This is a genomic window from Euzebyales bacterium, assembly GCA_035461305.1.
Taxonomy (GTDB): Bacteria; Actinomycetota; Nitriliruptoria; order Euzebyales; family JAHELV01; genus JAHELV01.
Window position 1 is genome coordinate 12,733 of sequence record DATHVN010000008.1, and the last position, 19,023, is coordinate 31,755.

The following is a 19,023-nucleotide window of genomic DNA, read 5'->3' on the forward strand; positions in this document are numbered from 1 at the left end:
GCGTGGAACCACGCGTCACCGCGGCATGTCGCCCAGGCGGTCCGCGGCCGCCAGCAGCATCCCCGGCGTCGCTGCTGGTGCGGCCGGCCGCCCGTAGCCAGTTGTCGCGGGTCACCCCGTGCGCACCGACCACCTGATGATGATCGGCGGCCTGCAGGATCGTGATCACCGCCGCGGCCACCCGGTCGACCGCGGTCAGCAGCCCCGCGTGACCGTGGCCGTGGCCGCGGCGACCATGGTGGCGGTGGTGCGGCCACCCCATCCATGCGGGAGCTGCGACGCGCGTGCGACTATTGGACCCCCGAGCACGACCGGAGGCCAGCCATGCCAGAGACCAGCGACCAGCTGCAGGTCGGCGAGCACAGCTACCGCATCCATCGCCTCGACGCGGTCGCCGACGCCGACCAGATCGCCCGGCTGCCGTACGTGCTGCGCATCCTGCTCGAGAACGTGCTGCGTCACGTCGACGGGGAGAACGTCACCGACGACGATGTGAGGGCTCTGGTCGACTGGAACCCGGCGGCCGAGCCGAGCCGGGAAGTGCTCTTCACGCCCGCCCGCGTGCTGCTGCAGGACTTCACCGGCGTGCCGGTGGTGGTCGACATCGCCGCGATGCGCGACGCCATGGAGGCGCTCGGAGGCGATCCGTCGAAGATCGACCCACAACTGCCGGCCGATCTCGTGATCGACCACTCGATCATCGCCGAGGTCGCCGGCGTGCCCGATGCCTTCCGGCGCAACGCCGAGCTCGAGTTCCAGCGCAACCGCGAGCGCTACGAGTTCCTGCGCTGGGGCCAGCAGGCGTTCGAGCGCCTGCGCATCGTCCCTCCCAACACCGGCATCGTCCACCAGGTCAACCTGGAGTACCTGGGGCGGGTCGTCTTCGTCGACGACGACGGGGACGCCTACCCCGACACCCTGGTCGGCACCGACTCGCACACCCCGATGATCAACGGCCTGGGAGTCCTGGGGTGGGGCGTCGGCGGCATCGAGGCCGAGGCCGCGATGCTGGGCCAGCCGATCTCGCTGCTCGTCCCCCGCGTGGTCGGCTTCAAGCTCACCGGCGAGCTGCCGGAGGGCACGACCGCGACCGACCTGGTGCTGACCGTCACCGAGTTGCTGCGCGCGCACGGCGTCGTCGGCAAGTTCGTCGAGTTCCACGGGCCCGGCATCAGCCGTGTCCCACTGCCCAACCGCGCCACGATCGGCAACATGTCGCCCGAGTACGGCTCGACGTGCGCGATCTTCCCGATCGACGACGAGACGCTGCGCTACCTGGAGTTCACCGGTCGCGACCCCGGGCAGATCGCCCTCGTGGAGGCGTACGCCCGCGCACAGGGGCTGTTCTGGGACCCCGACGCGCCGGAGCCGACCTACTCCGAGACCGTCGAGCTCGACCTCTCGACCGTGCAGCCCAGCCTGGCGGGCCCAACCCGCCCACAGGACCGCGTGTCGCTCATCGACGTCCCCGCGGCACTGCGCACCAGCCTGCAGCGGTTCGTGCCGGACGCGCGGGTCGCGACAGGCGACCAGCTGCCCGCCGACGTCGCCGAGGCCTCGACCGACGAGGCCGTGGCCGAGACGTTCCCGGCCAGCGACCCCCTCGCGATCGACACCAACCGCGCCGGGCCGCCACTGCGCCGGCCGCAGCCGTCCCCCGGCCGGCTGCCGTCCGACGCGATCGAGGTGACCACCGCCGACGGCGCCTTCACGCTGGACCACGGCGCGGTCGTGATCGCCGCGATCACCAGTTGCACCAACACCTCGAACCCCGAGGTGATGCTCGCCGCCGGGCTGCTGGCCCGCAACGCGGTCGAGCGCGGCCTCCAGACCCAGCCGTGGGTCAAGGCGTCACTGGCACCAGGCTCGCAGGTCGTCATGGACTACTACGAGCGCGCGGGTCTGCGGCCGTACCTGGAGAAGCTGCGCTTCAACCTGGTCGGCTTCGGCTGCACCACGTGCATCGGCAACTCCGGGCCGCTGGCGCCGGAGATCTCGGCTGCGATCGCCGAGCACGACCTGGCGGTGTGCTCGGTGCTGTCGGGCAACCGCAACTTCGAGGGGCGGATCAACCCCGACTGCAAGCTGAACTGGCTGGCCTCGCCGCCGCTGGTCGTGGCCTACGCGCTGGCCGGCACGCTGGGCGTCAACCTGGTGACCGATCCGCTCGGCACGGGTGCCGACGGCGAGCCGGTGCACCTGCGCGACATCTGGCCGAGCACCGCGGAGGTGACCGAGGTGCTCCGCACGTCGCTGCAGCGCGAGATGTTCACGTCGCGCTACGCCGACGTCTTCGCGGGCGACGAGCACTGGCGGTCCCTGCCGACGGCGGGCGGCGACCGATACGACTGGAGCGCCACCTCGACCTACGTGCGCCGGCCGACCTTCTTCGACGGCATGCCGGCCGAGCCGGCGCCGCTGACCGACATCCGCGGTGCACGGGTGCTGGCACTGCTGGGCGACAGCGTGACCACCGACCACATCTCGCCGGCCGGGTCGATCGCGTGGGACGGCCCGGCGGGCCGGTGGCTGCGCCAGCAGGGCGTGGAACGCGGCGACTTCAACTCGTACGGCTCCCGTCGCGGCAACCACGAGGTGATGGTCCGGGGCACCTTCGCCAACATCCGCCTGCGCAACCTGCTGGTGCCCGGCACCGAGGGCGGCTACACCCGCTACCTGGCCACCGGCGAGGGTGAGGGCGAGGGCGAGCGCCAGCGAGCCGGCGGGCGGGGTTCTCCCGACGTCACCGACATCCACGACGCGGCGCAGCGCTACGCGGCCGACGGCACGCCGCTGGTGGTGCTGGCCGGCAGCGAGTACGGGTCCGGCTCTTCGCGCGACTGGGCGGCCAAGGGCCCGTCGCTGCTCGGGGTCCGCGCCGTGATCGCCGCGAGCTACGAGCGGATCCACCGGTCGAACCTGATCGGCATGGGCATCCTGCCACTGCAGTTCCCGGAGGGTTCGTCGGCCGAGCAACTCGGGCTGACCGGCGAGGAGACGTTCGACATCGTCGGACTGGCCGGCGGAGACACGATCCCCGAGGAGGTCACGGTGACCGCCGACGACGTCGAGTTCCGCGCGACTGTGCGCATCGACACGCCGCGGGAGGCCGACTACTACAGGCACGGGGGGATCCTGCAGTACGTGCTGCGCCACCTGCGCTGAGGAGGGCTAAACATGCACCGCGTGCTGCCGGCCACCCCGTACGACAGCCTCCACGACTACATCGTGGACGGGGGTGGGGACGGGCTGGCGACCGCGCTTGAGCTCATGCCCGATGACGTGATCGACATCGTCGCGGCCTCCGGGCTGCGGGGCCGGGGCGGCGCCGGGTTCCCGACCGGCACCAAGTGGCGGTCGGTGGCCGACGCCGCCAGCGAGGCAGGCGAGTGCCACATCGTGTGCAATGCGGCCGAGGGCGAGCCGGCGACCGCCAAGGACCGGGCGCTGCTGGCGCGAAACCCGTACGCGGTCATCGAGGGCCTCGCGATCGGCATGCACGCCATCGGCGCCCGTGGTGCATACGTCGGCGTCAAGCGGCGCTTCACGCACGAGGTCGAGCGGCTGATATCCGCGCGCGACGCCGCCGTGGACGCGGAATGGCCCGGTGCGGAGCGGATCCGCATCGTGACGGGGCCCGACGAGTACCTGTTCGGCGAGGAGTCGGCGATGCTGGAGGTGATCGAGGGCAAGCTGCCGCTGCCCCGCATCCTCCCGCCGTACCAGACGGGCCTGTTCGCCACGATGGCCGAGCCGAACCCGACCGCGGTCAACAACGTCGAGACGCTCTCGCACGTGGCGAGGATCCTGCGCGACGGTGCCGACTGGTTCCGCGAGGTGGGCACCACAGAGTCGCCGGGCACCATGGTCTTCACCATCGTCGGCGACGTGGCGCGCCCGGGCGTGTACGAGTTGCCGCTGGGCACGCCGGCGCGCGAGCTGATCGTCGATGTGGCCGGCGCCACGGACATCCTGGCGATCTACGCGGGGACCTCAAACACCGTCGTCACACCCGACGTGCTCGACCTGCCGATGGACTTCGACTCGTTCGCCGAGGCCGGCGCCGGTCTGGGCAGCGCCGGTTTCGCGGTCTACGACACCAGCCGCGACATCGTTCAGGTGTGCGCGGCGCTCGCTCGGTTCCTCGCCATCGAGTCCTGCGGACAGTGCCTGGCCTGCAAGCTGGGGACGGCCGAGATCTCCGAACGCCTCGACGCGCTGGTGCGAGGTGACGGCACGTCGACCGACATCGCCGAGATCCGGCGACGGACCGACACGGTGACCGATCTGAACCGCTGCTACCTGCCGGTCGGTGCCGCCCTGCTCGTCCGCTCGACGCTCGACGTGTTCGTGGACGAGTTCGAGGCACACGTGGGACGGGCCACCGATCCCGCGGTGGCGGTTCCTGTGCCGAAGATCAGCGCGATCGACACGGCGACCGGGGAGGTCACGTTCGATCCCACGTACCACCGCAAGCGCAGCGACTGGAGCTACGAGCCGGCCGAACCATCACCGAGCGACACGGCCTGATCGCACACCGGAATGGTCCGATGCACCTACGATGAGTGCAAGATCGGGCAAAATTGCGGCGGTTGGGCCTGTTCGCGGACCTTACCGACGGGTACGGTTGCTAGAGATGTCAAGCACGGGAGGCACGCGTGACGTCACGTGAAACCGTCGGTGACCTGATGAAGCAGCCGCCGCTGACCGTGGAGCCAGAGGCCCAGGTGCAGACCGCGGCCCACCGGATGCACGCGAACGGCTCGGGGTCGATCGTCGTGGTCGACGCGGACGACCGCGTGGCAGGCATCCTCACCGAGCGCGACCTGCTGCGGCTCGCGGCGTCCGGCAGCGATGCCTCCAAGGAACGTGTCGCGGACTGGATGACGGCCGACCCCACCACGGCGGAGCCTGACATGCCGGCCACCGACGGCCTCAAGGGCATGAACGAGGGCAAGTTCCGGCACCTGCCGGTGGTCGGTCGGGACGGGCGCCTGGTCGGCGTCGTGTCGATGCGTGATCTGATGGCCATCGCCAAGGTCGAGGCCGTCCGTCACCCGGGTGAGCTTGACGCGCCCAAGGGCCTGGCCGGCGTCACCGTCGCCGAGACCGAGGTCGGCGGCGTCCGCGGTCGGGAGGGCTTCTTCCACTACCGGCAGTACGCCGCGACGGACCTGGCGCGCCAGCGCACCTTCGACGACGTGTGGCACCTGCTGCTGGTCGGCGAGCTACCCGGGTCCATCAAGGAGCACGAGGCGTTCCTCGACCGCGTCCGCCCGTTGCGCGAGCTGTCTCCCAAGACCGCCAGGCTGCTTCACCAGATCGCCGAGGCGGGCAGCTCGCCGCTGGACGGCCTGCGCACCGGCGTGTCGATGGTCGCCGCAGAGGAGGGCTTCCAGCCGAGCATGGACGTCTCCGCCGACGACCTGCTCGAGCAGGCGCTGCGGATCACCGCCGTCGTGCCCACCATCATCGCCACCCTCCACCGGGCGCAGCAGGGTCAGGACCCGGTCGCGCCGCATCCCGACCTGCCGTACGCCGCCAACTACCTGTACATGCTGCACGGCGACGTCCCCGAGCCCGACCACGCCCGCGCGATCGAGCAGTACCTCATCTCGACCGTAGACCATGGCTTCAACGCGTCGACGTTCACCGCGCGGGTGATCACGTCGACCGGTGCCGATCTGGGCGCTGCGATCACCGGAGCCATCGGTGCACTGTCGGGTCCGTTGCACGGGGGCGCACCATCGCGTGCGCTCGATCTGCTCGACGAGATCGGCGCGGTCGAGCGCGCCGACGAGGTCGTGCGGCGCAAGATCGAGACCGGCGAGCGCATCATGGGGTTCGGTCACCGGGTGTACAAGACGCGCGACCCACGGTCCGTGCTGCTGCGCGAGGTCGCCGAACGGATCGGTGGCGACGACGCACAGCTGGCCACCGCGGTCGAGGACATCGTCGTGGACGTGCTGGCGGAGCTGAAGCCCGGTCGTGAGCTGTACGCCAACGTCGAGTACTACGCGGGCATCGTCATGGAGTCCGCCGGTCTGCCGACCGACCTGTTCACGGCGACGTTCGCCGCCAGCCGCACGGTCGGCTGGTGCGCACACGTGATGGAACAGGCGGCCGACAACCGCATCATCCGGCCATCGGCCCGCTATGTGGGCACCCCACCGCCGCAGGACGTGCCGGCGATCGACTAGCGACTGACGGCGGTTCCGGTCGAGCGCCGGGCGGTCAGGTCACGGCTCGAACCGGTGCGATGCGAGGAAGTAGGGCCACAGCTCGCGCGCGGCGTCGAACTCGGACTGGCGAGCCTGCAGGTTCAGGGCGAAGCCGTTGTCCCCACGGTTCACGCCGAGGTTGTAGGCGTGCAGGGTGGCACCACCCTCGCGGTACCGGTACTCCCACAGCGCCGCGCGATCCCCGCGGTAGGTCGTCGGTCGCAGCTGGATCCGCTCGTAGCCCGCGTGCCGGGCAGCGAACGACTCCTCCTGACGTTCCCACGCGGCCACCGGGTCGCGCCGGTCGGCGACCCAGTCCAGTCGCAGGTACATACCCGTCCGGGGGTCTCTGACATCGGTCAGCGTCGCGCTCTGGCGGACGACCTCCCAGCCGGGTGGGTGCGCGACCCGATAGGGCAGGTCGTCGGGGTCATGGACCATCCACTCGTCGGGCGCGTCGACGTCGTAGGAGGGCAGGACGCCGTCGGCTGCGGGCGTGGGGGACGGCGACGGAGCCGTCGGTTCGGACGGCGTCGGTGACGCCCCGTCCGCCTCGGGATCCTCCGCACCGGCCGCATCGGTGACGGCCGCGGACGGCGTCGCGGCGGGCGCCCCCGCGGCCGCGGGCGGTGAGGCCCGCCCCGTCGCGGTGGCGGCCCCGCCTCCGCCGGGACCGTCAGCCCGCGTCAGGGCGAAGGCCGTGAGGACCAGCACCGCCAACGCCACACCGACCGCCACCCGACGCCGTCCGGGATCGCCCGACGCGGCAGCGTCCTCGACATCATGTGGTCCCGCGACCGCAGGACCTTCTACCGCGTCCGCCACATCGGACATCGGACGGTCGTCGTCGGGGGTGGTGGCGTCGGACGACCTGTCGCCGCCTGAGGGCGCAGCAGCCGACGCGATCTCGTCGGTCGAGGGCCACTCGTCCAACGCAGCGGTGACGGCCACGGTGCCGCCCCGACCGTCCGCTTCCCACGCGTCGTCGCCGGTCCCGGCGATCTCCTCGAGCCGCGCACGGAGGGCGTCCGCGGCAGGTCGCGCAGCGGGATCCTTGACCAGCAGCTCCTCGAGCACGTCGGTCAGGGGCCCCGCCCGCTCGAGGGGTCGCGGCGGATCGCGGAGGACGGCCATCACCGTGGCGAGCGACCCACCGGACCCGAACGGTGGGACCCCCTCCACGGCGTAGTACAACGTGGCGCCGAGCCCGTAGATGTCGACTGCCGGCCCGATCTCGTCGCCGCGCGCGTGCTCGGGTGCGATGTACGCCGGCGTGCCCATCACCACCCCGGACCCCGTCAGCGTCACGTCGTCGCCGAGCCGCGCGATACCGAAGTCGGTCAGCCGCGGCTCGTCACCGTCGATCAGCACGTTGCTGGGCTTGACGTCGCGATGCACGATGCCCGCTCGGTGGGCGGTGTCGAGGATGTCGAGCACCCGCAGCCCCAGCGTGGCCACGGCATGAGGTGTCATCGGTCCGGCACGTCGCACCAGCGTGTTGAGGTTCGGCGCGTCGACCAGCTCCATGATCAGGTACGCACGGCCGTCGGCTTCGACGATGTCGTAGACCTCGACGACCCCTTCACCGCCGAGGCGCGCGGCGGCGCGGGCTTCGCGCAGTGCCCGCCTGCGGCCGACGTCCGCCTCGTCGGCGTCGGCGGAGAATGCGATCTCCTTGATCGCGACGAGGCGGCGCAGGCGCTCGTCGAACCCGCGCCAGACAGCACCGGACCCGCCCCGACCGATCAGGCGATCGAGGCGGTACCTGTCCGCGACCTTGCGTGCCGAAGCCGGCTCATCCGCCATGTCGGATGTCTGCCCAGCGTGGCCCGTTGGAACACGGCCGGCCGGACGTGTCGTCGAACGCCTGGCCGGCCGCGCGAACGATCAGCAGCCGCGTGACGCGACGCCTCTGATGCGCACCCGGATCGTGTCCGAGAGCAGCCCGCCGTGCCGGCGGACACCGAACTGCGCGCAGCGCAGCGTCGTCGTGCCGGAGAAGGCGATGGTGGCACCACCGTCGAGGGGCCGCACCACGCCGACCGCAATCCGCGCCGGGCGCGTCACACCGCACAGGGTCAAGTTGCCGACGAGCGCCCACAGCGGGCGGTCGCCGTCGTGGGTGACGAACGACTCCAGGATCGGCTCCATCCGGTCGGCCTCGAAGTGCGTCACAGGACCGGCGTTGGCCTCGACGCCCCGGCGCAGCAGCGCGCCGAGTGGGCCGGCGGTGGGAGCGAAGCTGCCCGGGTCGACCGTCACGGAGACGGTCGCGCGGGTGAGGTCGTTGAGGACCTCGATCCTTCCGGCGACGCCATCGAAGGTCCCGCCGACGGGGAGGCCCGCACAGCGCGTCCTGATCTCGATGGACGTGGACGCGGCGTCGATCTCGTAGCGACCCGCGGTGCGTGGCATGCCGGCGTCGACGGCGGCCCGGGGGCTCGAGGTGGGTGTCACGGCGGTTCCTTCGGCGGACGTTCGGCTCATCACGGCAGGAGCCTAGGCCGCACTCTGCCGCGTGGAATCGCCAAAACTGCTGAACCCCGGCGGCGTCGCCGGGTCAGCGGACGATGCGGACCGCGATCACGCGAGGTCGCGGGTCAGCGGACGACACGGACCGCGATCACGCGAGGTCGCCGGGCTCGCCGGGACGACCGCCGCAGGCGCCGGACGCACCGCCGCGGCCACGTCGACCGGCAGCGAGCGCGGGCCCACCAGGCTCATGGAGCCCAAGAACGACGCTCCACAGCTGGGGCAGCTCGTCGAGGGTCGGACGCGCGCAGCAGGCGACCGACGCGGGTCACCCTGGGTCGCCAGCGAGCTTGAACAGCGGGCCGGTGGGTTCGTTCCTCGTCCGCAGCAGCGCCTGGCTCGCCTCCGCGCGGGCGGCCATGGTCCGGAACTGTATATCACGAACGGGCGGAGTCTCGTCCGGTCCGACCCTGCCGGAACAGCACCGGCCCGGGGAGTCGACCGTGGTCGCGATGGCGGTGCGACCAGGACCCGGGGATGGGACGAGCAGCGCGTGGACATCCGCGTCCTGGCGTCAGCCTTCGCCCACGTGTCGGGTCTGCTCGGTGCGCGCGCTGCGCCGTCGGTCGAGGTCGGATGGATGTGAGATCGTGCTCGATCGGGTCAGACGCCGTTCGCTCGACGCACAGACATGCCCGACCGGCTACCGTCGACTCGGTCGTGGTCCAGGTTCACGCGTGCACTGACGCCGGCCGCGGGCCGTCCGTCGTCCACACGCTCGACTCGTCCCAGGGGAGCATGTCATGAAGGTCATGGTCACCGGCGGTGCCGGGTTCATCGGCGCCAACCTCGTCCGGCGCCTGACCGCCGAGCCGGCGATCGACGGCATCGTCGTCATCGACGACCTGTCGACCGGCGAGGCCGGTCGGCTCGACGGGCTCAGCGGCGTCGACCTCGTCAAGGCGTCCGTGCTCGACGCCGACGCGCTGAGTGCGGCCGGGTCAGGCTGCGATGCGATCGTCCACCTCGCCGCGCTGGCGTCGGTGCCCGAGTCGCTCGACCGACCGGGCGACTACCACTCCGTCAACGTCACCGGCACGCTGCGAGTGCTCGAGGCGGCGCGCCGCCACGGCAGCCACATGATCCTCGCCTCGTCGGCAGCCGTGTACGGCCAGGACCCGCCTCTGCCTGTCAGCGAGTCGCTGCCACCCGATCTGCACAGCGTCTACGCGTCGAGCAAGCTGGCCGCCGAGGCGCACGCGCTGGCATATCGCAACGCCTTCGACCTACCCGTGCTGGTCCTGCGCTTCTTCAACGTGTTCGGTCCACTGCAGGACGTCGGGCACACCTACGCCGCGGTCATCCCCGCGTTCGTCTCGGCGGCCGTGCGTGGGGCGCCGGTCACGATCTTCGGCGACGGCGAGCAGACCCGCGACATGATCCCCGTGGGTGCGGTCACGGCCGTGTTGACCGATGCCGTCCTGCGACGGGTCAGCCACCCGACAGCCGTCAACCTGGCGTCCGGCAGCCGGCGCAACCTGCTCGACATCCTGGGGCGCCTCGAGGAGATCCTCGGAACGAGCATCACGCGCGACCACCAGCCACCCCGTGCCGGGGACGTGCGCCACTCCCAGGCCGACACGTCGACGCTGCACCGGCTGTTCCCGACGCTGGACACCCCGAACTTCACCAATGAACTGCGCGCGACCGTGGCGTGGTTCCGCGAGTGTGGCAGCTGACACCGACATCCCGGCGCTGACTGCCACGCAAACGCCAGCGTGGCAGCTGACACCGACATCCCGGCGCTGACGCCACGCAGGATCGCGGAACTTTCCGGCCGCCCCGGACGTCCTACGCCGGTAGGACCGCTGAGCCTGGAGGCGTGGGATGAAGCGCTTTGCAGTGATGACCGTGATCCTGATGACGATGCTGGCCGGCTGCGTGGCGAGCGACGAGAGCACCGGCGCCGATGGTGCCGCCGAGGAGGCCGCGGCAGAGGTCGCCGACCGCGACGCAGCCGACCGGGCCGCCGCGGGCGGCGCGGGCGAGCAGGAGGCCGCCGACCGCGGCACGGGCGGCGGGGGCGAAGAGCAGGCGGTCGGCGACGCGGCGCCGGACGGCGTCGACGACCGAGCGTCCGCTGTGCTGACCGCCGGCATCGGCGACCGCATCGTGAGGGACGGAACCATGCGGATCCGCGTCGAGGAGACGCCTTCGACAGCGCCTTCGATCGTCTCGTCGAGCTGGCCGACCAGCTCGGAGGCACCGTGCTCTCCAGCGACGCGTCCACCGCTGACAACGGCTCGACGTCGGGCACCGTGACCCTGCGGGTGCCGGCGCCGGACTTCGACGACCTGCTCGTCGCGGTCGGCCGGGTCGGAGAGGTCGAGCAGCGCTCGATCACGTCGGAGGACGTGTCCGCCGAGTACGTCGACCTCGAGGCGCGTCTGCGGCACAACCAGGCGCAGGAGCGCTTCTACCTGTCCCTGCTCGACCGCGCCCGGGACGTCGACGATGCGATCGCCGTGCAGCAGCAGGTGGAGGGCATCCAGCAGACGATCGAGCAGATCGAAGGGCGGCTGCGGTTCCTCGACGACCGCACCAGCTACTCCCGCCTGACCGTCGAGCTGTTCGAGGCCGGTGGCGCGTTCCAGGCCGGCGGCACACCGGAGCCGAGCTTCGCAGAGTACTGGGCCACGGCACGGGCCGCGCTGGTTACGGTGCTGGGTGGAACGCTGGTGGTCGCGACGGTCGCACTGCCGTTCCTGGTCTTGGGCACGGTGATCCTGACGCTCGCGCGTCGCCACGGTGTGCTGCGGCGCCGTGCGGTCGCGCGGGACGCCTGAGGCTCGTCGTTTGGGCACGCACCCCGGTCGCAATGCTGTCGGCACGACGTCGGCGGATGCCGCCGGGCACGACACCGAGCAGAGGCGGCCACGGTGAGCACTCCCGCGCGGGTTCGTCGCCTCCGACTGGCTGATCGCGCATGACGGCGAGCCGTCCCCGGAGATGGCCGACTACCTGATCGCCGAGGACCTCGGCTTCGGCATGGCGTCACCCGAGCGCTACCGGCGGGGGCTCGTGGACGCCGGCTTCATCGACGTGGCACTGCGCAACCGCAACGCGTGGTACCTCGACACGGCGCGCGAGGAGCTACGGCAGCTGGAGCGGTTGGATCGGGCGCGGTTCGACGCTGTGGTGGGGGCCGACGAGGTCGACCGGCAGATCCGCACGTGGCGGGCGATGCTGCCCGTGCTCGGGTCTGGCGAGCACTGTCCCCATCACCTGCGCGGCCGCCGGCCGCCGGGCTGACCACCGGCGCCTGGCGGAACCGACCCGCGCGTGACGGCACGATCCGCCGCGGTCCGCACGGCGGCGAGCAGCCGCTGCGGGTTGTGCCAGCACACACGGCGCAGCCAGTCGGCGCCCAGGCCGACGCGGGCCAGCACGTCGATCTGATGGGCGTAGTGGTACGGGATGTTCGGGAAGTCACTGCCGAGCACGATGCGGTCGGCGTGCTCGGCCAGCCGCGGGACCAGCGCGCGCGGGTACGGTGCGAAGCGCTCGACGAAGTCGGTGAACACCATCGTGGTGTCGAGGTGCACGTTGGGGTAACGCACCGCCAGGTCCAGGAACGGCCCGTACTCGGGCATGCCCATGTGCGCGATGACGGCCGTCAGCCTGGGATGGGCGGCCAGGACCTCGCCGAAGACGTCCGGCCCGGTGTGGGCGCCCGGTCGTGGCCCCGAGCCGGCATGGACGATGACGGGCACCTCGGCGGCGGCCAGGCGCGCCCACACGGGACGGAGCTGGGGGTCGCGCGGATCGAAGCCACCGACCCGCAGGTGCACCTTGAACAGCGCCGCGCCGGCCTCGAGCGCCGCGGCGACGTAGGCGTCGGCTTCTGGTTCGTCGTGGAACGTCGCGCAGTGGACCGCGTCGGGGACCGCGGCCGCGAAGTCCGCCGACCAGATGTTGAGCCACTCGGCCATGCCCGGACGGTGCGCGTACGCAAGGGCACCGAAGCGCGTCACGCCGAGCGCCCGCAGGCGTGCGACGCGAGCGTCCTGATCGAGCCGGTAGGTCACGTGCCACGGCGTCCCGTCGCGCAGCCGCACACCGTCGAAGAACGCCCACACCTTGCACAGCACCCGGTCGGGCATGAAGTGGACATGCAGGTCGACCGCACCCGGCAGCCCGAGCGTCCGCCAGAACTCGGCGACCTCGGCGTCACCGGCTGGCCCGGCGACGCCTGCGTCGGCGTCGGTCACGCGGCATCGGGGAACGGGCCCGCGCGCGAGAGCAGGCCCGGCACGGTCATGCCGAGCTGGTCGCCGACCCACGCGGCGACCCGGCTGGTGGCGGCCAGCGAGACGCCGTGGTCGACGCCCATGCGATCCAACAGGTAGATCAGATCCTCGGTGGCGATGTTGCCTGTCGCGTCGGGCGCGAACGGGCACCCGCCGATGCCCCCGACGCTGGCGTCCAGCGCGGCGACGCCGGCGTCCAGCGCGGCGACGACGTTGGCGAAGCCGGTGTTGCGGGTGTTGTGGAAGTGGCAGCGCAGTGGGACCGGGCCGATGCGGTCGGCGACACGGGCCATGAGGTCGGTCACCTGCGGCGGGACGGCCACGCCGATCGTGTCGGCCAGGGCGATCTCGTCGGGTCCGGCGTCGGCGACCCGGACTGCGATGTCGGCCACGCGCGCCGGGTCCACCTCTCCCTCGAACGGGCATCCGAACGCGGCCGAGAGCGTCACGCTGGTGCGCAGACCGGCGTCCCGGGCGCGGCCGGCGATGCGCTCCCACGCCGCGAGCATCTCCTGCACAGTCACGCCCTGGTTGCGCCGGCTGAAGGTCTCCGACACCACGACCACGACGTTCGCCTCGTCGACGTGGGCGTCGAGCGCGCGGTCGAGCCCGCGGTCGTTGAGCACGAGGCCGATGTAGGACGCGCCGCGGTCCCGAGGGACGGCAGCCATGACCCGCTCGGCGTCCGCCATCTGTGGCACCCGTTTCGGGTGCACGAAACTGGTCGCCTCGATGCGTCGCACGCCGGAGTCGAGCATCCGCTCGATCAACGCGACCTTCGTCGGCGTGTCGACCAGCGTGTCCTCGTTCTGCAACCCGTCACGGGGTCCGACCTCGACGATCTCGACCTGCATGGTCACCTTCCCACGGCCCGGCACCAACCCATGATCGCATGCCCTCGGCGGCACCATCCGGCCTGGCGGCACGGCTGGTCTCCACGATCGGATCTGGTGCCTCAGCCAGCCACGTCCTCGGCGAGCGCCGCGACCACCTCGTGTGGCGGTCCACGTCGGCGGCGGTCGGGGCCGGCGACATGAGTGCCATGTTGTGGAACGGCGTCATGACGATGCCGCGGTTGAGCAGGTACAGGTGGATGAAGGCGTCCACCTGCTCGTCCTGGCCCGCGGCGGCCTCCGCGCCGGTGCGCGCCGCGTCCGCACGGAACAGGTACTCGATCCTGCACCCGAGGCGCACGACGTGCCAGGGTCAGGCCGCGCGCCTCGATCACGTCGCGCACCCCTGCTCGAAGCGCGCCCCGAGGTCGACCATCCGCGCGAACGGTCGTCGGTCAGGATCCGGTCGAGCGTCACGCGCATCGCCGCCAGCGAACAGCGTGTTGCCCGTGAGCGTGCCGCCCACGCCGCCGACGTCGGCGTTGTGCCAGTCGATCCGGTCGTGCACCCGCTGCGCCACGTCGGCGCTCATCCCGTGGGCGGCGCACGGGATGCCCGCGCCCAGCGTCTTGCCGATGGTCACGATGTCGGGCTTCAGGCCCCACGCGCGGGTGCAGCCGCCCGCCCGGCACTGATGGTGTGGTCTCGTCAATGATCAGCAGCACGTCGTGGCGCGTACACAGGTCGCGGACCGCGTTGTGGTAACCGGGCTCGGGCAACACGATGCCGATGCTTGTCAGGGCGGGCTCGAACAGGCACGCCGCGACGTGTCCGGGCGCCAGGGTCGCCTCGAGGGCGACGAGGTCGTTGATCTCGACCACGCGGGGGTCTGATCGAGCGGGACCGGCGATCCGATGCTGCCCTCACGCTTGATGGTTCCGCCGTCGGGCCCGAGCGTCGCGAACGTCTCGTCGACGGTGCCGTGGTAGCACCAGTTGTGGACAACGATCTTCGACCGCCCCATGATCTGCCGGGCCCAGCGGATCACGAAGCGGTTCGCATCGGTCGCGGTAAGGCTGAACGCCAGCGGGGCAGGCCGAACCGCCGTGCCAGCTCGTCGCCGACCCAGATGGCGTCGGCGGTCGGCAGCATCAACGTCATTCCCTTCGCGGCCCGGCGGGCGATGGCGGCGACGGCGTCGGGCGAGGCATGTCCCGCCATGTTCCCGGTTCGCCGAGGCCAGAAGTCGATGAACTCGTTGCCGTCGACGTCACAGACATGCACCGGTGGCCCCGGCGACGTGGACCGGATGCGCGCCGGGTCAGCCGGTCATCCAGTTCATGGGCACGCCGAACAGCAGTGAGCGGCGGGCGTCGCGCCAGCTCGCCGGACCGCGGATGCCGCTCGAGGAAGCGGCGGCGCTCCCGCTCCATCAGCCCGCGAAGACGGGTCCGGTCGATCTGTCGCACTGCGCACCTCACCGACCAGTGTGGTCACGCCGGTCTCGCCGGCAGCGTGGACCGACGCCACCGGGGGCGCGGCCCGCGCGGAGTCCAGAGCCGTCATCGGGCCAGGCACAGCCGCCCGCCACACAGCACGACGCCGGCCACGTGGCTGGTGTCCAGGTGACCGGCGTCGGGGTCGGTCCACAGCCGCTACCGATGGGCGAGCCTGCGCTTCGGCGGCCAGAGCCGCCGAGGCGAGCGGACGCGGACGCGCGGATCGCGTGGCTCGTCCGGGAGGGGACCGCGTCGCCGCAGCGCACGGGCACGCGCGGCGTGCTCCATGCGATACAGCTGGAGGTGGGTCTCGGGGTGCATCGTGCGTCTCCTTCCGCCGCACCGTTGCGGCGGATCGTTGTCGGTGCCCGCTGGATCGTGGGCGTCGGTGGCGACCGGCGCGCGACGAGCACTCACGATCCGACAGGACGTCGGTGGAGACGACGAAGGCGGCGGCCGCAGCCACCGCCTCTCAGCACGTCGACCGATCTGTGATCAGTCGGGACGAGGCGACGGTGGCGGGGCGGAACGCGGGCATGTTCCAGCCCCCGACACGGCGAACTGCTGCGTGATGGCTGCTGTCATGGCGTTCCTCCTCCCGATGTGCGTCGCGCTTGTCGGCTGCCCGTCTGGGGGGCAGGTCCGCAACCCTCGCGCGGGGCTGCGTCGATGTCAAGAGCCAGTAACCACCGTCGCTGATACATCGCGGCGTCCCGAGAGGCTCGATCGCCACCGCGAGAGACACCGTCGGTCGTCGACGGACACATTCGAGGGTGTCCCTCAGCTATCGACCATGTCCCTTGGCTGCCGTTGGACCCCCCCGGGCGTCGGTGACCGTGATGAGCGCCTGCACGAGGCGAACCTGTTCGACCTCGACGCCACGTCCGCCGACGTCGTCACCTGAGTCCGACGTGGCTCCTACCTCACTGCCGTCGGCGCGCACGACTGACGCCGACCCGGACGACGCACCAGTGGACGGTGGGGCGCGTGTATCCGTGCGTGGCTGGACATGATCCCGAACATCCCGTCACGCGAAAGGCATCGACGATGTTTGGACTCATCCGCCGGGCGCTGCTGGCGGCCGTCTTCGTGTGGAGCGCGATCAACGCCATCCAGAACGCCGAACACATGACCGGACCCGCCGACGCCCTGGGCCTGCCCGAGCCCGAGAGGATGGTCAAGGTCCACGGGTGGGTGAACCTTGTCGGTGGGATCATGCTGGCGCTCAACGTCAAGCCGAAGCTGGCTGCGCTGGCCATGGTCGCCAACCTGATCCCGACCACGGCGGGTGGCCACCAGTTCTGGGAGGCCGACGACGAGGGCGAGAAGATCAACCAGATGGTGCACTTCTTCAAGAACGTCAGCCTCCTGGGCGGGCTGCTCGGCGTCCTCGCCTCCCCGAGGTCGTCCGACGACGCGTAGCCTCAGCCTCAGGGGGTCCACACGCGCGCGGCGTGCTGCGTCTGGAGGCGGGCACGCCGCAGCGCCACCTCGACGAACACCGCGTCGGTGTCGCCGGGGTCGCCGAAGAACGCGGCCAGGTGGTAGGGCATGATGCCGGCGTCCCACAGCCGGCGACGGACGTCCGCGTCGTCGTGGAGCGTCGCCGTGCCCCACGCGGCGAGCTCCCCCGGCGCCTCGGCGTTGCCGATCGGCCAGTGGAACGCAACCTCACGGTTCTCCTTGAGGTTGCGCAGCTTCTTCGATGACACGCGCGTGACGAACCACACGGTCCCGTCGGTGAAGCCGGGCGCGACAACGGCGACGTGCGGACGCCCGGCAGCGTCGGCTGTGCCAATGTAGGTCGTCCAGCCGCACGCCGTCGCCGCGTCGACGACCTCGTCCCACTCCATGGCCGCATCGTGCATGCGACGCGGGTCGCAGACAAGACGCCAGTGGACTCAGCCGGACAGGGCGACCACGGACAGGACCAGAAGCGCGAGCAGGATCAGGCTCACGACGCCGACGATCATCCATGGCACCGACGACTGCTCACGCGGCGGCTCGGGCTGGATCTCGGGGATGTCGATCGTCTTGGTCTGCTCCCCGTCCTCGAACGGGCTGGGCATCCCACACCGACCGCAGTGCGCGGCCTGCCGGCTGTTGCGCGCGCCGCAGCGGGCGCACCTCCACATCTCTGCCCGCCTCCCGATCGTGGTCCACGGGGCGCTCGACGCCAGGGGTGCACAAATCTAGCCGTCCGGTGACGCGGATCCACCGCGTCCACCGACCAGGCGCACGGACCTCGGCCTCCCGTCAGGCGAGGTCGCCGAGCGCGATGTCGTAGGCTTCGGCGTAGGTCGGGAACGCGTGGATGGTGTCACGGAGCACGGCGAGCGGCACGCCGGCGCGGATCGCCAGCACAGCCTCGTGGATCCATGCGTCCGCCATGTCCCCGATCGCGCTCGCCCCGACCAGCACCTGTGCGTCGGCGTCCGCGACCAGCACCAGGCGTCCGCCAGGCGCGCCGGCGACGCTGGTCCGGGGCAGGTCGGACAGGTCAGCCCAGCCGACAGCGACGGTGCCGCACTGTTCGCGGGCCTGCGCGGGTGTCAGGCCGACACCGGCGACCGGCGGATCGGTGTACATGGTCCGCGGGATGGCGCGGTGGTCGGTCCGCGCGTGACCGCCGGCCAGGTTGTCGGCGACGACGCGGGCCTGGTAGTTGGCCATGTGCGTGAACGGCGCGACCATCGTGGCATCGCCCGCAGCCCACAGGTGCTCGGCACCGACGACGCGGCACCGCTCGTCGATCTCGATGCCGCCGGACACGTCGAGGCCGAGGGTCTCGAGCCCGAGGCCCGCCAGGCGCGGCGTGACGCCGGTGGCCGCCAGCAGGACCGCGGCGTCGACGGACGATCCATCGCCGAGGTGGGCCCGCACGCCGCCGTTGCGCGGCTCGACCCGTTCGACGTCGACGTTGGTGCGGACCATCACGCCGTCCTCGGCGAGCCGGTCGGCGACGAGGCGGCCGATCTCGGGCGGCTCGGTGTTCGCGAGCGTCCCGGCCATCTCGACCACGGTCACCGGGACGTCGAACCGCGCGTACAGCTGCGCGATCTCGCACCCGACGGGGCCGCCGCCGATGACCATGAGGGACGCTGGCCGCTCCTGTGCGGCCCATGCGTCGTCGCTCGTCCACACAGCGACGTCGTCGAGCCCGTCGATCGGCGGGCGGGAGTCAGCTGCGCCGGTCGTGATGACGAGATCGTGCCACGTGTGCTCCTGCCCGTCGACGGTCAGCCGGCCCGGCCCGGTGACACGGCCGTCGCCCCGCAGCAGGGTCGCCCCGGCCTGGCGCAGGCCGTCGGCGTGCCGCGCATCGTCCCGGTGGTCGACGAGGTCGTCACGGCGCCGCGCCGCGCTCGCGAAGCCCTTGTCGGGCTGCCTCGGCGTGACCGGGTCCATCGTCGCGCCGAGCTCGATGACGCGGCGCAGCAGCGTGCGGACCTCGCCGGAGCGCAGCATCGCCTTGCTGGGCATGCACGCCGTGAACGGGCACTCGCCGCCGACCAGGTCGCGCTCGACGACCGCGACGTCACGTCCGGCCCCAGCCAGCGCGCGTGCGACGTTCTCTCCCGCCGAGCCTCCGCCCAGCACGATCACGTCGTGGTGCGCCACGCCTGGACCTCCTGTCGTCTGCGTGAACCTCGGCGTACCCATCGGCGCCGGCGGACATCCCGCCGAG

General features: G+C 71.6%; 18 protein-coding genes. 9 read left to right on the forward strand and 9 right to left on the reverse strand.

Going from position 1 to position 19,023, the window contains the following annotated elements:
• Nucleotides 1-324 precede the first annotated feature (324 nt).
• The 3 genes from VK923_00665 (at nucleotide 325) to VK923_00675 (ending at nucleotide 6,200) form a co-directional block, all read left to right on the forward strand.
• Nucleotides 325-3,165: an aconitate hydratase gene (locus tag VK923_00665; protein HSJ43179.1), complete on the forward strand. Its 2,841-nt coding sequence runs from the start codon at nucleotides 325-327 to the stop codon at nucleotides 3,163-3,165.
• A 12-nt stretch (nucleotides 3,166-3,177) separates the two neighbouring features.
• Nucleotides 3,178-4,530, forward strand: a complete 1,353-nt coding sequence (locus tag VK923_00670) for an NADH-ubiquinone oxidoreductase-F iron-sulfur binding region domain-containing protein (protein HSJ43180.1) — start codon at nucleotides 3,178-3,180, stop codon at nucleotides 4,528-4,530.
• 128 nt (nucleotides 4,531-4,658) lie between these two features.
• On the forward strand, nucleotides 4,659-6,200 hold the full coding sequence (locus tag VK923_00675; GenBank protein HSJ43181.1) for a citrate synthase: 1,542 nt from the start codon (nucleotides 4,659-4,661) through the stop codon (nucleotides 6,198-6,200).
• A 39-nt stretch (nucleotides 6,201-6,239) separates the two neighbouring features.
• Here VK923_00675 and VK923_00680 read toward each other — a convergent pair whose 3' ends face one another.
• The gene (locus VK923_00680; protein HSJ43182.1) at nucleotides 6,240-8,027 is read right to left on the reverse strand and encodes a serine/threonine-protein kinase; all 1,788 of its coding nucleotides are present in this window, start codon (nucleotides 8,025-8,027) and stop codon (nucleotides 6,240-6,242) included.
• Nucleotides 8,028-8,108: 81 nt separating this feature from the next.
• The gene (locus VK923_00685; GenBank protein HSJ43183.1) at nucleotides 8,109-8,678 is read right to left on the reverse strand and encodes a YceI family protein; all 570 of its coding nucleotides are present in this window, start codon (nucleotides 8,676-8,678) and stop codon (nucleotides 8,109-8,111) included.
• Nucleotides 8,679-9,496: 818 nt separating this feature from the next.
• On the opposite strand from VK923_00685, the gene VK923_00690 reads away from it, so the two are divergent.
• From VK923_00690 to VK923_00705, 4 genes are all read left to right on the forward strand, one after another.
• The gene (locus tag VK923_00690) at nucleotides 9,497-10,432 is read left to right on the forward strand and encodes an NAD-dependent epimerase/dehydratase family protein (protein HSJ43184.1); all 936 of its coding nucleotides are present in this window, start codon (nucleotides 9,497-9,499) and stop codon (nucleotides 10,430-10,432) included.
• A 148-nt stretch (nucleotides 10,433-10,580) separates the two neighbouring features.
• Nucleotides 10,581-11,015 (forward strand): hypothetical protein, encoded by a 435-nt coding sequence (locus VK923_00695; protein ID HSJ43185.1) that lies wholly within the window; start codon nucleotides 10,581-10,583, stop codon nucleotides 11,013-11,015.
• Nucleotides 10,961-11,539: a DUF4349 domain-containing protein gene (locus VK923_00700; GenBank protein ID HSJ43186.1), complete on the forward strand. Its 579-nt coding sequence runs from the start codon at nucleotides 10,961-10,963 to the stop codon at nucleotides 11,537-11,539. The genes VK923_00695 and VK923_00700 overlap by 55 nt, the downstream gene beginning before the upstream one ends.
• A gap of 163 nt (nucleotides 11,540-11,702) precedes the next feature.
• Nucleotides 11,703-12,005, forward strand: coding sequence for a hypothetical protein (locus tag VK923_00705; GenBank protein ID HSJ43187.1), 303 nt, complete (start codon nucleotides 11,703-11,705; stop codon nucleotides 12,003-12,005).
• Here VK923_00705 and VK923_00710 read toward each other — a convergent pair.
• Genes VK923_00710 through VK923_00725 form a run of 4 tightly spaced genes read right to left on the reverse strand, consistent with a single transcriptional unit; the run spans nucleotide 11,975 to nucleotide 14,479 of the window.
• Nucleotides 11,975-12,964 (reverse strand): amidohydrolase family protein, encoded by a 990-nt coding sequence (locus VK923_00710; protein HSJ43188.1) that lies wholly within the window; start codon nucleotides 12,962-12,964, stop codon nucleotides 11,975-11,977. The two genes, VK923_00705 and VK923_00710, sit on opposite strands and share 31 nt — an antisense overlap.
• Nucleotides 12,961-13,857: a hydroxymethylglutaryl-CoA lyase gene (locus VK923_00715; protein HSJ43189.1), complete on the reverse strand. Its 897-nt coding sequence runs from the start codon at nucleotides 13,855-13,857 to the stop codon at nucleotides 12,961-12,963. The genes VK923_00710 and VK923_00715 overlap by 4 nt, the downstream gene beginning before the upstream one ends.
• Nucleotides 13,823-14,197, reverse strand: a complete 375-nt coding sequence (locus VK923_00720; GenBank protein HSJ43190.1) for a hypothetical protein — start codon at nucleotides 14,195-14,197, stop codon at nucleotides 13,823-13,825. Before VK923_00720 ends, VK923_00715 begins: the two co-directional genes overlap by 35 nt.
• A gap of 30 nt (nucleotides 14,198-14,227) precedes the next feature.
• The gene (locus VK923_00725; GenBank protein ID HSJ43191.1) at nucleotides 14,228-14,479 is read right to left on the reverse strand and encodes a hypothetical protein; all 252 of its coding nucleotides are present in this window, start codon (nucleotides 14,477-14,479) and stop codon (nucleotides 14,228-14,230) included.
• An 85-nt stretch (nucleotides 14,480-14,564) separates the two neighbouring features.
• Between VK923_00725 and VK923_00730 the strand changes: the two genes are divergently transcribed.
• Nucleotides 14,565-14,729 carry a hypothetical protein gene (locus tag VK923_00730; GenBank protein HSJ43192.1) on the forward strand — a complete coding sequence of 55 codons (165 nt, stop codon included), beginning with the start codon at nucleotides 14,565-14,567 and terminating at the stop codon, nucleotides 14,727-14,729.
• 1,653 nt (nucleotides 14,730-16,382) lie between these two features.
• Nucleotides 16,383-16,757 carry a DoxX family protein gene (locus VK923_00735; protein ID HSJ43193.1) on the forward strand — a complete coding sequence of 125 codons (375 nt, stop codon included), beginning with the start codon at nucleotides 16,383-16,385 and terminating at the stop codon, nucleotides 16,755-16,757.
• A gap of 8 nt (nucleotides 16,758-16,765) precedes the next feature.
• On the opposite strand, the gene VK923_00740 is transcribed toward VK923_00735, so the two are convergent.
• The 3 genes from VK923_00740 to VK923_00750 all read right to left on the reverse strand — a co-directional run bounded on the left by VK923_00740 (nucleotide 16,766) and on the right by VK923_00750 (nucleotide 18,956).
• Nucleotides 16,766-17,188 (reverse strand): pyridoxamine 5'-phosphate oxidase family protein, encoded by a 423-nt coding sequence (locus VK923_00740; protein ID HSJ43194.1) that lies wholly within the window; start codon nucleotides 17,186-17,188, stop codon nucleotides 16,766-16,768.
• A gap of 48 nt (nucleotides 17,189-17,236) precedes the next feature.
• Nucleotides 17,237-17,404, reverse strand: coding sequence for a hypothetical protein (locus tag VK923_00745; GenBank protein HSJ43195.1), 168 nt, complete (start codon nucleotides 17,402-17,404; stop codon nucleotides 17,237-17,239).
• Between the two features lie 187 nt (nucleotides 17,405-17,591).
• On the reverse strand, nucleotides 17,592-18,956 hold the full coding sequence (locus VK923_00750; protein HSJ43196.1) for an NAD(P)/FAD-dependent oxidoreductase: 1,365 nt from the start codon (nucleotides 18,954-18,956) through the stop codon (nucleotides 17,592-17,594).
• Nucleotides 18,957-19,023 lie beyond the last annotated feature (67 nt).